The 13645-nt window shown below is 70.3% G+C and carries 6 protein-coding genes and 4 pseudogenes; 4 read left to right on the top strand and 6 right to left on the bottom strand.

Annotated elements, in window-relative coordinates:
- Positions 1-4 precede the first annotated feature (4 nt).
- Both ACFCY7_RS05415 and ACFCY7_RS05420 read left to right on the top strand, forming a co-directional pair.
- Positions 5-700, top strand: coding sequence for a FadR/GntR family transcriptional regulator (locus ACFCY7_RS05415; RefSeq protein WP_376481523.1), 696 nt, complete (start codon positions 5-7; stop codon positions 698-700).
- 304 nt (positions 701-1004) lie between these two features.
- Positions 1005-4211, top strand: a complete 3207-nt coding sequence (locus tag ACFCY7_RS05420) for a glycoside hydrolase N-terminal domain-containing protein (protein WP_376481525.1) — start codon at positions 1005-1007, stop codon at positions 4209-4211.
- Between the two features lie 440 nt (positions 4212-4651).
- Here the strand turns inward: ACFCY7_RS05420 and ACFCY7_RS05425 are convergent.
- Together ACFCY7_RS05425 and ACFCY7_RS05430 are read right to left on the bottom strand one after the other, a co-directional pair.
- Positions 4652-4888 (bottom strand): annotated as a pseudogene (locus tag ACFCY7_RS05425) (transposase); the annotation flags it as partial.
- Positions 4889-5258: 370 nt separating this feature from the next.
- Positions 5259-6860, bottom strand: a complete 1602-nt coding sequence (locus tag ACFCY7_RS05430; RefSeq protein ID WP_376481527.1) for an FAD-binding oxidoreductase — start codon at positions 6858-6860, stop codon at positions 5259-5261.
- Positions 6861-7017: 157 nt separating this feature from the next.
- On the opposite strand from ACFCY7_RS05430, the pseudogene ACFCY7_RS05435 reads away from it, so the two are divergent.
- A pseudogene (locus ACFCY7_RS05435) lies at positions 7018-7495 on the top strand (IS110 family transposase); the annotation flags it as partial.
- Here the strand turns inward: ACFCY7_RS05435 and ACFCY7_RS05440 are convergent.
- Positions 7476-7959, bottom strand: a pseudogene (locus ACFCY7_RS05440) (sensor histidine kinase); the annotation flags it as partial. The pseudogenes ACFCY7_RS05435 and ACFCY7_RS05440 sit on opposite strands and share 20 nt — an antisense overlap.
- On the opposite strand from ACFCY7_RS05440, the pseudogene ACFCY7_RS05445 reads away from it, so the two are divergent.
- Positions 7894-8109, top strand: a pseudogene (locus tag ACFCY7_RS05445) (ATP-binding protein); the annotation flags it as partial. The pseudogenes ACFCY7_RS05440 and ACFCY7_RS05445 overlap by 66 nt on opposite strands.
- Before the next feature lie 112 nt (positions 8110-8221).
- On the opposite strand, the gene ACFCY7_RS05450 reads toward ACFCY7_RS05445, so the two are convergent.
- The 3 genes from ACFCY7_RS05450 to ACFCY7_RS05460 form a co-directional block, all read right to left on the bottom strand.
- Positions 8222-9400 carry a GDSL-type esterase/lipase family protein gene (locus ACFCY7_RS05450; protein ID WP_376481529.1) on the bottom strand — a complete coding sequence of 393 codons (1179 nt, stop codon included), beginning with the start codon at positions 9398-9400 and terminating at the stop codon, positions 8222-8224.
- A 169-nt stretch (positions 9401-9569) separates the two neighbouring features.
- Positions 9570-10817, bottom strand: coding sequence for a hypothetical protein (locus ACFCY7_RS05455; RefSeq protein WP_376481531.1), 1248 nt, complete (start codon positions 10815-10817; stop codon positions 9570-9572).
- A gap of 496 nt (positions 10818-11313) precedes the next feature.
- Positions 11314-13314 carry a glycoside hydrolase family 5 protein gene (locus tag ACFCY7_RS05460; RefSeq protein WP_376481533.1) on the bottom strand — a complete coding sequence of 667 codons (2001 nt, stop codon included), beginning with the start codon at positions 13312-13314 and terminating at the stop codon, positions 11314-11316.
- Between the last annotated feature and the right edge of the window lie 331 nt (positions 13315-13645).

Genomic DNA, 13645 nt, shown 5'->3' on the forward strand with positions numbered 1-13645 from the left:
GGTCGTGCCAGTCACCGATGAGGCGATCGAGAAGATCAAGGCCATGATCGTCGGCGGTGAACTCGGTCCCGGCTCCAAGCTTCCGCGCGAGGCCGACCTGGCCGAGCGGCTCGGCCTCTCCCGCAACTCCCTCCGCGAGGCGGTGAAGGCGCTCTCGCTCATCCGGGTCCTCGACGTCCGCCAGGGCGACGGCACGTACGTGACGAGCCTGGAACCCGACCTGCTCCTCGACGCGCTGACGTTCGTCGCCGACCTCCAGCAGGACGACACCGTGCTCCAGTTCCTGGAGGTCCGGCGGATCCTCGAACCGGCCGCCGCGGCGATGGCCGCCCGCGTGATGCCGGACGAGCAGATCGCCGCGCTGGGCGAGGTCCTCGACCGGCTCGATGACGCGCCTTCGCTGGACGCCCTGATCGACAACGACCTCGAATTCCACCGTCTGCTGGCAGTGGGCTCGGGCAACGCGGTGCTCGCGTCGTTGATCGAGGGCTTGTCCGGGCCCACCGCACGCGCCCGGCTGTGGCGTGGCCGTGCGGACGACGGCGCCGTGGAACGAACCCAGCAGCAGCACCGGGCGATCTACGAGGCCATCGCCGCCCGCAGGCCCGAACTCGCGCAGGCGTGGGCGACGGTGCACGTCGGAGAGGTCGAGCAGTGGCTGCGCGAGACCCTCGGCGTGGACGGGTCCGCGCACGCCTGACCCAGCCGAGAGGCCGAGGCCGGGACGTGGATCCGCGTGTCGGATTCCGGCCGAGGACTGCCCTCGGGCAGCGGCGCAGAACGGCCGGCGAAGCCGTACGACTCCGGGTCCAACCGGTACGCCCCTGCTCGCCCCACCCCTCGACGAGTCACGCTCTGCGTCCGTCCGCGTTCGGTGAGTCATCATTGCACGCCTCTAGACATCGGATCTATTCATTGGAAATGATGACGACGCTTCGCTCCATGGCGCCGTGGCCGCCACTTTCTCCGTGAAAGAACCGATGAATTGGCCGGGAGATCTCGTCGTGATCCATGAAAACGAACCCAAGCGCAGAAGCCTTCTCAAGTTCAGCGGTGCCCTCGCCCTCGCGCCGTTGGTCACTCAGCTGACCGGCGGTACCCCGGTCGCCCAGGCGTCCGCCGCAGGCACCGCCGCCCCGCCCCCCGTCCAGTGGCCGACCCTGTCGCGCAAGGCGCTGAGGTACACCGCCCCCGCCACGGACTGGCAGTCGCAGGCCCTGCCGATCGGCAACGGCCGACTCGGCGCCATGCTTTTCGCCGATCCTCATGTGGAGCGCATCCAGTTCAACGAGCAGAGTCTGTGGGGCGGCGTCAACGACTACGACAACGCCCTCGCGGGCAAGCCGGACAGTGACTTCGACACCGGCATGACCGGCTTCGGCTCGTACCGGAACTTCGGTGACGTCGTCGTCGCCTTCACTCCCGCCCCCAAGGTCACGGCCCCGGGAGGGCCGTACCGGACCTCCCCGTCGGAAGAGGTCGACAAGACCTACGACGGCAACTCGGGAACCAAGTGGTGCATCGAGGCACCCGGCTCGAAGGTGCAGTGGCAGGTGGAGCTTCCCGAGCCCGTCCCGGTCCCGTCCTACCGCCTGACGAGCGCCAACGACGTGCCCCAGCGCGACCCGCAGGAATGGACGCTCTCCGGCTCCGCCGACGGCGTCGAGTGGACCGCGCTGGACAGCCGCACTCTGGCGACACCCTTCGAGGGCCGCTTCCAGACGAAGCAATTCACCTGCGCCGACGCCGGGTCCTACCGCTTCTACCGGTTCGACTTCGTCCCCAAGGCAGGCGTCAGCCACTTCCAGGTGAGTGAGATCGGGCTGACCGGTGTCGACCTCGGAGGCGATGCGATGTACGTCTCGTCGCCGAGCGGGCACGCCGAGGGATCCGGCGCGGGGACCAACCGCCCGGCCACGGACCTCTCGTGCTCCGTGGACCGCGACCCGGCCACCGTCTGGCGGGTCGACGCTGCCGCGCCTGCGGTCGTCTGGCAGATCGACCTGGCACGCGCGGTCGTCGTCGCCTCCTACTCCCTGACAGCGGCAGGCGACCGTCCGCAGGACGACCCCGGGCGATGGGCGCTCCAGGCGTCGAAGGACGGTGACGCCTGGGTGACCCTCGATACGCAGAACCCAGGAGCGCCCTTCGCCGGCCGCGGCGAGACCCGGACCTTCCGGATCCCCAACACCACGGCCTACCGCAGCTACCGGCTCACCCTGACTCCCGGCACTGCCTCCACCGGCCTGCAGATCGCGGAGATCGCGCTGGAAGGCGCGGGCTTCGACACGCGCACGCAGCGCGCGGTCGTCGACTACCAGCGCGCCCTCGACTTCGTGAACGGCATCCACGTCACCCGCTTCGGCGCGCCAGGACGGCGCGTGCTGCGAGAGGCCTTCGCCGGCCGGGCCGCGGACGTCATGGTCTTCCGGTACACGTCGGACAGGGTCGGCGGACTCACCGGAGCGATCTCGCTCACGTCCGCACAGGACAACACCCCGACGACCGTCGACGCCGGCGCCCGACGGATCGCCTTCACCGGCGTCATGGGCAACGGCCTCAAGCACGCGTGCACCGTCCAGGCCGTACACACCGACGGCACCTTCCACGCCGACGGCTCGGTGCTCCGGTTCGACGGCTGCACGACCCTGACCCTGCTCCTCGACGCCCGCACGGACTACAAGCTCGACGCCGCCGCCGGGTGGCGCGGAGCCGATCCGGCCCCGGTCGTCACGAAGACCCTCGGCAGGGCGGCCGCCCGTTCCTACGGCGAGCTGCGCGACGAGCACACCGCCGAGACGCGCGCCCTGATGAACCGCGTCTCGGTGACCTGGGGCACCACCGACGCCGCCGTCGTCGCGCTGCCTGCCAAGTCCCGGCTGGTGCGGTACGCGGAAGGCGGGGCGGACCCGGAACTCGAGCAGTCGATGTTCGACTACGGCCGGTACCTGCTCATCAGCTCCTCGCGCCCGAAAGGACTGCCCGCCAACCTCCAGGGTCTCTGGAACGACAGCAACCAGCCCGCGTGGGCCTCCGACTACCACACCAACATCAACGTCCAGATGAACTACTGGGGAGCCGAGACGACGAACCTGCCGGAGTGCCACGAGGCGCTCGTCGGGTTCATCCGGCAGGTGGCGGTACCCAGCCGGGTGGCGACCCGCAACGCCTTCGGCCAGGACACGCGCGGCTGGACCGCCCGTACCAGCCAGAGCGTCTTCGGCGGCAACGCGTGGGAGTGGAACACCGTCGCGAGCGCCTGGTACGCACAACACCTTTACGAGCATTGGGCGTTCACCCAGGACCTTGGCTACCTGCGTACCGTCGCCTACCCCATGATCAAGGAGATCTGCGAGTTCTGGGAGGACCGCCTCAAGGAACGCGAGGACGGACTCCTCGTCGCGCCGGACGGCTGGTCTCCCGAGCACGGTCCGCGCGAGGACGGCGTCATGTACGACCAGCAGCTCATCTGGGACCTGTTCCAGAACTACCTCGACTGCGAGGCGGCGCTCGACGCGGATGCCGTCTACCGGGCCAAGGTCGCGGACATGCAGGCCCGGCTCGCGCCGAACAAGATCGGCCGGTGGGGTCAGCTGCAGGAGTGGCAGGAGGACATCGACAGCCCCACCGACATCCACCGCCACACCTCGCACCTCTTCGCGGTCTACCCGGGGCGCCAGATCACCCCGAAGACGCCCGACTTCGCCGCCGCGGCCCTCGTCTCGCTCAAAGCACGCTGCGGCGAGCGGGAGGGCGTCCCTTTCACGGCCGCGACCGTGTCGGGCGACAGCCGCCGCTCGTGGACCTGGCCCTGGCGGGCGGCCCTCTTCGCCCGGCTCGGTGACGGGCAGCGCGCCCAGATCATGCTGCGCGGACTGCTGACCTACAACACGCTGCCCAACCTGTTCTGCAACCACCCGCCCTTCCAGATGGACGGAAACTTCGGCATCACGGGCGCGGTGGCGGAGATGCTGCTGCAGAGCCACGACGGCGTCATCCACCTGCTGCCCGCCCTGCCGGACACGTGGAAGGCCAACGGCTCGTTCACCGGGCTCCGCGCTCGTGGCGGTTACGAGGTCAGCTGCGAGTGGCGGGACGGGAAGGTGACGTCATACAGGATCGTGGCCGACCGGGCGCGGAACCGAGGGAACGTCACGGTGCGAATGAACGGCACAGCCCGGAAGGTGAAGCCGCTCCAACCTTCCGGGTGAACCGGCCGGACCGGTGCTCCTCCGACAGCCGTCGCCACAGAACGCGTGTCGCGGGAGCACCGGCCCCGAAGACCGGGCCCGCCGCAGCGCCATGGACGCCCCACGTTCCCCTACGCCGGACACATCCCCTCTCCGTCAACCGAGCCGGCCATTCATCCGAACCGACCAGGCCCGGAGCAACGTCCTCCGGGCCGTCAGGGGGCTACACCATGAACTGATGCGCCTGGGCGCGCCCGACAAGGAGATCCCGGCGGTCCGCACCCGTGACGGCACCGTGCACGGACTCTCGGACCTCACCGCCGGCCCACCGGACAGCTCGTGACGGCCGATGAGGTCGCCGCCGCGATCGCCCACCCGGCGCCGCCGCAGTCCGCTGTGGTCACCACCACCGCGCTGGCCGTCGACGCCGCCTGGGCCGCGGGCATCCACACCTTCGGCACGGCGTCGCGTGCGACGGTCAGCGGAAGGGCGCCGATGGAGGCGGGCTGGTCCACGATGACGAGGACCGTGCCGAACTTCGCGGTCGGTTTGTCGAGGACGGCCCGCAGTTTCGGCTCGCTGTTGGGCAGCTGCTTGTCGAAGACTTTCTTTCCGGCCGGGGTGAGCCCGTGGCCGTGGTGAGCACTCTTGCCGACGTCCAGGCCGGGGAACACGCCCACGTCTTCGGTGTCGAACATCGCACCTTTCCGCGTGAGTTGAACGTGCCGGCCTCGGCAGTGGTGTCGTACGCGCGCATCCACGTTATGCAGACCTGTCGCCCGCGAGCTGCCCGGCGTTGCGCCGGACCGGGCGGTGGCCGGGCCTCTCATCAGCGTCTCCGACGGCACCTACCGGGCCCGGAGGCCGGGCGCCACCCGGCAGATCGTGCGATGAACTCTGCAACCACTACCCGTACTTCACCGACGGCGCCCGCCCCACCACTCGCGGGGCGCAGTCCGCCGACCTCGCCACCGAGGACACCGCAGGTCCCGCGTGCGCGGGCAGCGCACATCGCACCTCCGGCGCCGGTGGTCCGGGGCGCTGCTGCGTGACGACACCCACGTCGGCTCACAGAGCCTGCGGGAAGTCGAAAACCCTGCCCGGGTCGTAACGCCTCTTCAGCTCAGCCAGCCGGTGAGCGGCCGAGCCGTAGTACGCGGAGCGCCAGTTGCTCAAACTCGCGTCCGTGTAGTTCTGGTACGCCGCGCCCGAAGCGTGCCGGCGCATCGCGGTGTGCGTGCCGTCCAGCCAGGCCGTCGCCGCCCCCGCGGTATGACCGGCGGGCCAGGATGCGGTGTACTGCGCCAGGAAGCGCGAGTTCCGGTGTACGAAGGCGGTCGCCTGCGGGGAAACGCGGTTGACAGCTCCGCCCAAGGCGGTGAGCGCGACGGATACGGCGCCGCCGCTGCTGCTGCGCCCGTGGCGTTCGACCTGGTCGAGCAGCGACCGGATGCCGGCGGTACTGAGCGAGCGGTCGAAGAAGTCCGAGCGCGCCGCGTACGTCTCGCGCTGGAGCACGCCGGTGGGCTGGCGCCCCGGGGTTCTGCCGGGCAGATGACACTGGGTGGTGGACTTCGTCGCGCAACCCGCGTACATCCGCATGGTGTCGAGGTAGCCGCGGCGCCGCATGGTGATGCGGGAGGCGGCGCCGGGGCCGCCGGCGCGGTCCGCCAGCCGGTCGACGGCGTTCTGCAGAGCGCCGTACGTGCCGAGTGAGAAGCAGCTGATGGAGACGGTGGGAGTCCGGCCGGCGACAGCGGACAGGTGCAGCGCTGACCAGATCTCGTCGGGCTGGGCCGGGCCCCACTCCTGCCAGGAGCGGAGTGCGGCAGCGGCCTTGGACCAGGGCCAGGTCATGTGCGCGGTGACGCCGTCGGCGGCCTTGTGGGTGCGGAACCGGAGTTCGGTGACGACGCCGAAATTTCCGTTTCCTGCGCCGCGCAGTGCCCAGAACAGGTCAGTCTCCCGGTCTTTGGACACGTCGAGGGTCCTGCCGTCGGCAGTGACGATGCGGGCGCCGGTGAGGTTGTCGGAGGTGAGCCCATAGGCGCGCGAGACCACACCGTGACCGCCCCCGAGCGTCAGGCCGGAGATGCCGACCGTGGGACAAGATCCGCCGGGGATGGTGACACCTCGTGCGCCGAGCTGGGTGTAGACGTCGATGAGCTTGGCGCCGGCCCCGATGACGGCACTGCCGGAGCCGCTGCGAATGGACTTCAGCGCAGAGACGTCGATGACCAGGCGTCCGTTGCCGCTGGACCAACCGGCATAGGAGTGGCCGCCGTTGCGAATGGCGACGGAGGTACCGTGGCGGCGTGCGAAGGCCAGGCACTCGGCGATGTCGGCGGTGTTGGACACGTAGGCGACGGCGGCGGGGCGCAGACTGTCGAAGCGGGTGTTGTACAGCAGGCGGGCGGTGGCGTAGTCGGCATCACCCGGACGTATCAGACCACCTTGGAGACCCCTGTCGAGCGCGGACCAGTCAGCGGCGCGGGGCGCGACCGCATGGCTGCCGACTGCGGCGGATGCGGAGCCCAGGGGCCGCTGCCCGCCGGTAGCAGGGGCAGAACCGCCGCTGGGCGCGGCCCTCACCTGACCGCTACCCCAGCCCACTGTCCAGGCGGCCGCCGCGTAGCCGGTACCCGCTGCGAGCAGTGTGCGCCGATTCATGGCGGCCTCCGTTCACGATGCCCTGCTGTCTCTTAGGCAGAGTGCGAATGAAGGGTGATGGTTCCGCGTGGTGGACAATTGCGCTCCGAGGATTCACCCCGCAGCCTGACCGTGCTGTGGCGTAGACCGAGCCGGTGCTCGCACCGGCGAGCTGTTCGCGAAACTCCAGGCCAAGCACGGAACGGTGCTCGTCGTGGTCGACCTGCCGGCCTCGATCGGGGCTCTCCCCTGACGGTCGCCCGGACATGAGCTGCCCGGTCGCCCACCTGCCAGGTCTGACGATGCGACGGATCGCCGACCTCTACCCCGGTGAGGCCAAGACCGACGCGAAGGACGCGTTCATCATCGCGGACACGGCCCGCACGATGCCGCACACGCTGCGGGCGATCGACGGCGAGGACGAGACCATCGCCGAGCTGGAGAGCTGGAGAGCTGGAGAGCTGGAGATGATCGTCGGGTTCGACGACGACCTGGCCGGCGAGGCGACCAGGGTCGCCAACCGGCTCCACGGGCTGCTGACCCAGATCCATCCATCGCTGGAACGGGTCCTGGGGCCACGGTTGCAGCGCCCGGCCATCCTCACGCTGCTGGAACGGTTCGGGTCACCGGCCCAGATACGCAAGGCCGGCCGCCGGCCCGGGTGTGCCGACCGGCGTTCGTGAGGAGGTTGGTGAGGACCTGGTGAAGCCGGTCGTCGTCATCGGTGACGTGAACGGGTTCCTCGGGGAAGGTCCATCTCCCAGTGGTGCCCCGAATGCCGGGCGGTCGCGTCCGCCACGGTGTCGAGAACCAAACGAGTCAGGTCCACGTCGTCCCGGCGCAGGCTGCGGCCCGCGTCCAGCCGGGCGGGCAGCAGCAGTTCGTCCACCAGGAGGCTCATGCGGCGGGACTCGGCGTCGATGCTTTCCAGGGCGTGCCGGACATCGCCGGGCAGGGTGTCGCCATGGCTGCGCAGGACGAGCTCGGCGCGGGACCGCACCGTGGCCACGGGGGTAAGCAGTTCGTGTCCGGCGTCGGCGGCGAAGGTGCGCAGCCGTTCCTCGACCACTGGGCGGCCACGACGGACGAGGGCGGCCGAGGCATCTTCCTGGTCGCCCAGCTCGCCCACCGCTGGGGCACCCGCTACACGGCGGAGGGCAAGGTCATCTGGTGCGAACTGCCCCTGCCGGACGGGCGGCTTGAGCGGGAGGCTCACGACAACCTGTGGCTGCGCTCACTGGACCGCCTCGGTCTCGGCTTCGGTAGCTGAGGCCGTCCGGAGGTCATGACCGGTCGCCGTGCCAGGGGCGCGGGCGATCACCCGCAGCGGAAGTGCCGCGGGCGGAACGCCCGTCCGCCCGCGGCAGGTCGTGGATCCGGCCTCAGGAGACCTCGTCCAGGTACACCCCGTAGGCGCCCTCGCCCGGCTTGTTGTGGCAGGCGTAGTGCCGGTCGGCGGGCTCGTCGGCGATCAGGCTGAGGCATCGTCCGAGGGCCGACTGCCCGTAGTGGTTGGGGTGGAAGGACTCCCGCGCGGTTCCCTGCGTGAGGCCGGTGGTGAGGAAGCGGGCCCACTCGCTCGTGGCGGCCGAGGGCTTCTGCGAGGAGGTGGCCAGGCGGGCCGACGTCGAGCAGACCTCGTGGCCCTGCAGGAGGTCCTGGACGTCGAGGAACTGCACGCCCCGGTCGGCGGCGACCTGCGCGAGCCGCTCGGCGACCTGCGGGACCATGCCGTCGCGGGCCCAGTCCAGGGCGTCGTCCGAGAGCGGGCATCCGCCCTGGTCGGTGCGGCTCCAGCCGCTCTCCGGGTAGCGGGCCTCCGAGCTGCGCGGGACGGGTGACGGGTACGACTGGAGCACGATCCGGTAGTCGGAGTCGGAGTAGCCGCGGGCGGACATGACCGCGCGGATCTCGTCGACGGCCGTCCCGACGTTCTCCATCACCATGTCGATCTCGGCGTCGACCGCCTTCCGCACGTCGGGGACGCAGTCGGGGGCCGAGAGCTCGTAGCTCTTCACGCACTCCGCGATGATGTCGGTGAAGCCGAGGTCGTTGCCGCCGACGGAGAGCGCGATCAGCCCGACCCGCTCCCGCTCGGCGATGGCGGCGAGCTGATCGGCCTGCGGGGCCTCGCCCTTGAACGACTCGCCACCGCTGCCGGCCCGGAAGAGGTCCTCGGTGTGGGCGCCGGCGCAGGCGATGTTCACGGCCTCGGCGCCGAAGGCGCTGACCACCTCGGAGGAGTCGGAACGGTCGCACCCGCTCGTGTAGCTGGTGCCGTAGACCTTGCTCGTGCTGTAGCCGATGCCGGTCCAGGCGCGGTCGGTGCCGGCGCGGGAGCCGGTGAACGTGACGCTGTTGCCCATCCAGCGGCCGGCCTCGCCGGAGATGTAACTGTCGCCCATCGCCACGGCGATGCCGGGCTCGTCGCTCGTGGCGGCGTGGGCCGTGGAGGTCGCCGCCGGCAGCAGGCCCGCGGCGACGAGGGGGAGGGTGAGTGCGGCGGCGGAGAGCCGCCTGGATCGGCCGGCGGATGCGGCGCCGGCCTTGCGCTCTGACATGGGGGGAACTCCTGCGATCCGCCTCGGCTGCCTGACACAGCGAGACATGAGAGGGATGGGTCCGGGCTGCGGGGAGGACCGTGTCCGCAGTCCCGTCGACGCGGCTGGGCCGCGGAGGGATGGGTGCGGACCGCTCGTGGAGCGGTCCGCACCTACGCGCGTCGCCGGGTCAGCTCGCCGCGAACACGTCGTCGTCGGAGGAGGTGCCCGGGATGCCCAGCAGCGGCCACTCCTCGTGGTAGATGGTGAACGGCAGTTCCCGCTCGAACAGGGTGGTGCCCAGGATCCGGAGCCGGGCGAACAGCGCGCCGCCGATGTCCAGGCCGCCGTACAGCTCGACCGGACCGGTCTGGGACTCCACGCCGCCCTCGCCGTCGAAGACGACGCTGCCGCTGACCACCGTGCGCACGTACGGCTCGATGCCGGCCCTCGCACCCAGGCTGTCGAAGATCGCGACGGTGCCCTCGGTGAGCAGACCGGTGCGAATGTCGCCCTGGCCGGAGATCGCCCCCGTGACCGGGGATTCCGTGTTGCTGCCGGAGTCAGTGCCCTTGCGCCAGCCCTGCCCCTTCGTGTAGTCGGCGTACACGCCCCAGTCGTCGGCGTAGCTCTGCTCGATGTCGACGGTGACCCTGCCGTTGGCAGTGATGTGGGCGTAGAGCGTGAGGTCCAGGTTCACGACGACCGGCAGCCCGGCCGCCTTGACGACCGGCGCGGCGTTGAGGGACGCGATCGGAACCTTGATCGAGGTGTCGTCCGTCTTGAACCTCCCCTTGACGTGCCAGTCCGCCGTGGTGTCGGCGGAGAAGCCGACGTGGGCCTTCTGGACGTCGAAGACGGCGCCGGTGTAGTCGAACTCGATGGCCGGGACGACCTCCATCGAGCCGGAGAACTCGGCCGAGCTGCCGTCGGGCAGCTCGATGTCGGTGTCGGCGCTGAGCCTCAGGGCCAGCGAGGCCGAGGCCGAGGCGCCGTCGATCCGGGGCACGTAGCTGACCTTGAGCCCGGACACCTCCGGCGTGATGTCGAAGCTCGACGGGGACAGCGTCGTCCGCACGGAGGCGGTCTGGGAGCCCAGCAGCTCGTTGATGGCGCCCGGGCGGGTGCTGACGGCCACCGTGCCGTCAGCAGTCTTCCGCACGGCCGTGACCACGAGCAGCACGCCGTCCGGAGCCGCCTCGCACGGCAGGCTGTCGATCACCTGGCCGACCTTGACGGTGGACGCTGCACCGGCGGAGAGCACGGCGTCGCCGGTTTCCTCGTCGTACGAGAGCAACTCGACTCCACCCGCGCCGGTGACGAGGGGTGCGACGACCGGGGCCGCGGCGGCGCTCGCCGACGGCGCCGCGGCCAGGCCGCAGAGCGCGAGCACCGAGGTGACCGCCAGGACGGAAGCGGTCTTCTTGCGTATGGACATGAGGTAGTGCCGCCTTCTGGTGGGGGGCAGGGAGAAACGGCGTTACGAAATAACTGACGGATCGCCACATCGAAGTGCCCGGTACGGCCTTCGAGAGTCACTGCCGGGCGGGCCGGCCGCCCGTACCCGTCACATCGCCGAGCGGCATCATGGTCGGCGAACGATCAGGGTTGCTATCCGTAGACCGGTCCGCGGACTACGCAGAAATCGGCGCGGTACCACGCAACGGCCCCTGCGAACGACGGCTCGGGGAAGCGTGGTGACAAGCCACCCGCGCGCTCCCCCTCCCGCGGGGACAGTGGAGCGGCACGTCACCGAGGGCCCGTAGAGCCACCTCTTCAACCGAGTGGGTGCCGCCGGGCCGCAGCCCGCCCGGCGGACCCTGTGGGAGCCCCAGCAGCCGTGCCTTGTCGAGCCGGTCGTCGAGACGGAAGCGTCTGCGGCGGGGCTGCTGGCATGGCACGGCTGCTGGGCGCTCTGGCGGCGTGTTGGCCGGTCAGGTCAGCGGGCGGCAGAGGAGGGCGTCGGGGACGCCCAGCTTGCCGTGGGCCGGGGCGCCCTGGAACCGGTTGAAGGTGTAGGCGACGCCCGCGAGGTACTCGTCGGTGTCGCACTGCCCCTTGTAGTCGTAGGGGGCCCAGTCGTTCTTGATCTGCGTCTCGTTCAGCGCCGGGTTGTCACCCCGGTCGAACCAGGCGACGCGGTTGGTCTTCGGCAGCGTCCCGGTCGCGGGCGCGCAGAGCAGGCCGGAGATCGCGGTGTCCCAGAACGCGAACCCGGCCGCGTAGTGGTTCGTGGGGCACTCCAACTTCTCGTACCAGGGGGCCCAGTCGTTGGTGACGGTGCTCTGGTCCTTGACGACCACCCAGTTGCCGGAGCCGGTGGCGGGGTGGTTGACGTCGGTGCACAGGCCGCGGCGATTCTCCCGGCTGATGCCGATCAGGCGCTGACCGTCAGGGCAGGAGCCCTGGCGGTTGCCCGGGGTCTGGACCGGGGCGTTGGCGCGCATCCAGGACGCGGCGTTCTGGTTGCCGGAGGCGACGTTCAGCATGTTCCAGCGGTCGGCCTTGGCGACCTTGCCGGTCTTGCCGGTGGCGTTGACCAGCTTGTTCCAGGCGGTGGTGCGCCAGTCGCCGGGGTCGAGGACGCTCTGCCGCTTGCCGGCGTCGTCGTAGGAGATCAGCGCCCAGTTGTCGTTGATCTTGCCGTTGGTGGTCCAGCCGACCAGCGGCCAGACCGCGAAGTCGGTGTCGTTCTCCACCAGGATGTCGGTGAAGCGGTTGAACCAGTCGATCTCCTTCTGGTCGGTCTGCCCGCGCCCGCCCGTGCCGAACTCACTGACCCACACCGGGGCGGTGAAGTGCTGCCCGGTCTCGGTGACGAACAGGGCCTGGTCGTCGACGACCTTGATCAGGTCTTCGGGGCTCAGGTCACGGTAGCGCGGGTCGTTGGTCTCGCCGTTCTGCCAGCCGCCGCTCGAGCCGGTGTGGTGGGGGCCGGTGAATCCGTAGAAGTGCGCGGAGTACACCAGCTTGTCGGAGTACATCAGGCTGTTGGACAGGTTGCGGACCGGGGTGAGCGTCGGCCGGCCGTGGGGGAACATGCCCTGGGGAATGCCCTGCCAGTTGATGCCCTCCATGATGACCAGGATGTCCGGGTTGGCGTCCTGGATCCTGAGGCCGGCCTCCTGGAACGCCTTGTAGAGGTCGTGATCGTTCCCTTCGCCCCAGTTCGGGTCGTCGTTCCAGTCCCGGCGGACCTCGTTGCGCAGGTCCGCGCCGACCACCCGCTCGTTCGACTTGTAGCGCTTCACCAGGAACCGCCAGTTGTCGATCCACTCCTGGGTGGACTGGCTGGTGTTCCAGCGCTCGTTGCCGTCCAGGCCGCAGCACCAGCGGTAGGTGGTGGTGTGGTTGTTGAGGATCACGGCGAAGCCGTCGGCGGTCAGCGCCTCGACGACCGCGTCGAAGACTTCGAGCGGGGTCTTGTCCTCCAACTGCGGGTTGGCCGCGACGGCGTAGTTCGGCACCAGGGTGTCGTCGTCGATCATGGCGTCGGCGTAGGGCAGCCGGATGGTGTTCAGGCCCAGCGCGTGGAAGTCCGCGAGGATCTCGGCCATCGGGACGCGGTCCAGACCGAGCGGGATGTTGTTCGACATCTGGTCGGCCTGGTGGTTGGCCACGTCGCTTTCGCTACCGCTGCCCTCCCAGGTGCCCTGGGCGCCGGCCCAGTTGCCGGCCTTCAGCTTGAAGCGGTTGCCGTCGGCGTCGACGATGTACCGGCCCTGCGTGCTCAGCGGCCCTCGCCAGGAAGCGGCGAGCTGCGGCCCGGTGAGAGCGGTGGGGGCCATCACGGCGGCAGCCCTCGCGTCCGTGGCGAGCGGTGCCGCATCGGCCGCGGTGATTCCTGCGAGCACCAGCGCCGAGACGGCGACAGTGGCGGGCAGGACGCGGGTCACGGCCCTTCCGCCGGTGGAAGCCGGCCTCTTGAACGTCATGTCTTTCCCTCCGGAGTGGGGGTGGGAACGTGGATCTGCGGATGGTGCGGACCGGACCGACGGCCCGTCATGGGGGCGGTCCGGGCCGTCGGTCCGGAGTCGGGAGGGCGGGCTGTTCGTGCGGCTCGGCCCTTGGGGCCGCCGGCGGCGAACCTCCGACGACGCGGCGCTCTGCGACCAGGTCGGCGGAAGGTGCGGGCTACGTCCGGCACGCCGTGGCCATGCCAGCTCCCGGTCCGCCCCGGCAGCCCCGTGCCTGCCGGGGCGGACCTGACCCTTCCGCAACCGGTTTCCAGGGGCAATCAGGGGTGGCCGGAGTAGGTATACGTAA

Source organism: Streptomyces sp. NPDC056361, assembly GCF_042262805.1.
Classification (GTDB): Bacteria; Actinomycetota; Actinomycetes; order Streptomycetales; family Streptomycetaceae; genus Streptomyces.

Bases quoted from the DNA above. Each gene is read 5' to 3' on its own strand.
- ACFCY7_RS05430 (WP_376481527.1), bottom strand. From the start codon at position 6,860: ATGAATCGGCGCACACTGCTCGCAGCGGGTACCGGCTACGCGGCGGCC.
- ACFCY7_RS05450 (WP_376481529.1), bottom strand. From the start codon at position 9,400: ATGTCAGAGCGCAAGGCCGGCGCCGCATCCGCCGGCCGATCCAGGCGG.
- ACFCY7_RS05455 (WP_376481531.1), bottom strand. From the start codon at position 10,817: ATGTCCATACGCAAGAAGACCGCTTCCGTCCTGGCGGTCACCTCGGTG.
- ACFCY7_RS05460 (WP_376481533.1), bottom strand. From the start codon at position 13,314: ATGACGTTCAAGAGGCCGGCTTCCACCGGCGGAAGGGCCGTGACCCGC.